Below are 1,377 nucleotides of genomic sequence, written 5' to 3'. Positions count from 1 at the left end.
GGACGCTGCGCAAGAGAATCCAGTTGCGCCTGATCCAGTGATGCCAAAGGCACATCGGCCGGCGTCAGTACCGGCGCCCGGGAATCGCAATGCCGGGCCAACCGTTCGCACTGCTGCAGCCATTGATCCACCAGCACCGCACCCTGTTCGCAAGACAGGCTCACCCCATCCACATCCACACGAATCCGCAACTTGCCGTTCTGTTGATCCGCATTGATCACCAGCGGCGCATCCGCCGGCGCATCCGCTTCCTGCCACAGGCCCGCGTCCATCAGCGAGACACCGGGCAAATTATCGTGACGGAACTGGCCAAGATAATTGAACAACACATCCAGGCGATGATCGCCGCCGGTCAGCTTGCCCTGCTGGACCAGCAGCCCATAGCCCAGACCGCCCTGCGCCGGTTCGCGCAACTGTTCCTTCTGCTGTTTGATCGTGGTCGTCAGATCATCAGCACAGTCCAGTCGCTGCGGATACAGGCTGGTAAACCAGCCCACGGTCCGGCTTAAATCCAGCGATTCATCGTTGCCACTACGGCCATGGCTTTCACGGTGAATGCGCACCACCCGGCGATCACAATACTCCGCCAGGGTTTGCGACAGGGCGATCAGCAGAAATTCTTCCAGATTCAGGGAGGCGTAACGGTTTGCACTGTGCTGCCAGCGACGCAGGGTCTGCGCATCGGTTTCACGGACGAAGTGGCTCGCCGGATCGGGCTGGGATCCGTTGAACTTTAATCCATTGAACTGTAATCCATTGAATAACGGCGGCATCGCTTCACAAACCGACTGCCAGTAAGGCAACGCCAGCTCTGCCTGTGGCAGCCACTGCTGATCCAGCGCTTCGCGCCAGTCACGCAGGTTATGAGTCTTGCGTGGCAGCGATGCCTTGCCACTCTGCTCGATCTGTTCGCAGGCGGCAAAAAAATCTTCCAGCAGGATTCGCCAGGACACGCCGTCCACCGCCAGATGATGGATGGTGAGCAACAGCTGCGGATTATCTCGTTCGGAAGTGTCACCGGTAACATACAGCGCTCCCAGCAACTTGCCCTGTGCCGGATTCAAACTGCGCTGCACAGCGATCATCTGTGCTTCAATCGCAGCACTGTCGTTGCTGTCCATGGTTTGCAGCAGCGGCGTACCCGCGGCGGGCACACACTGCGCCGTCGTGGAATCACTCACGTCGAACTGTAAACGCAGGGCATCGTGCTGAGCGACAAGCAGCTGCAGAGCCTGTTCCAGCACTGCCGCATCAAACGGTTTCTGTATGGAAAAACGCAGATACTGGTTACAGGCAGACAGGCCCCGTTGCTCAATAAAGCGCTGCTGAATCGGCAATAAGGATAACGAACCGGCCAGTGGCTCCTGGCTGGCGGTA

1 protein-coding gene is annotated in these 1,377 nt (G+C 58.6%); it reads right to left on the bottom strand.

Annotated elements, in window-relative coordinates:
* Window positions 1-1,377 (bottom strand): condensation domain-containing protein (locus A3754_RS04520; protein WP_063518945.1); only part of this gene is annotated, 1,377 nt, incomplete at both ends.

This window comes from Alcanivorax sp. HI0083 (assembly GCF_001635175.1).
Note: the sequence above shows the minus strand (reverse complement) of the source record. Positions and strands in the feature narration are given on the sequence as shown.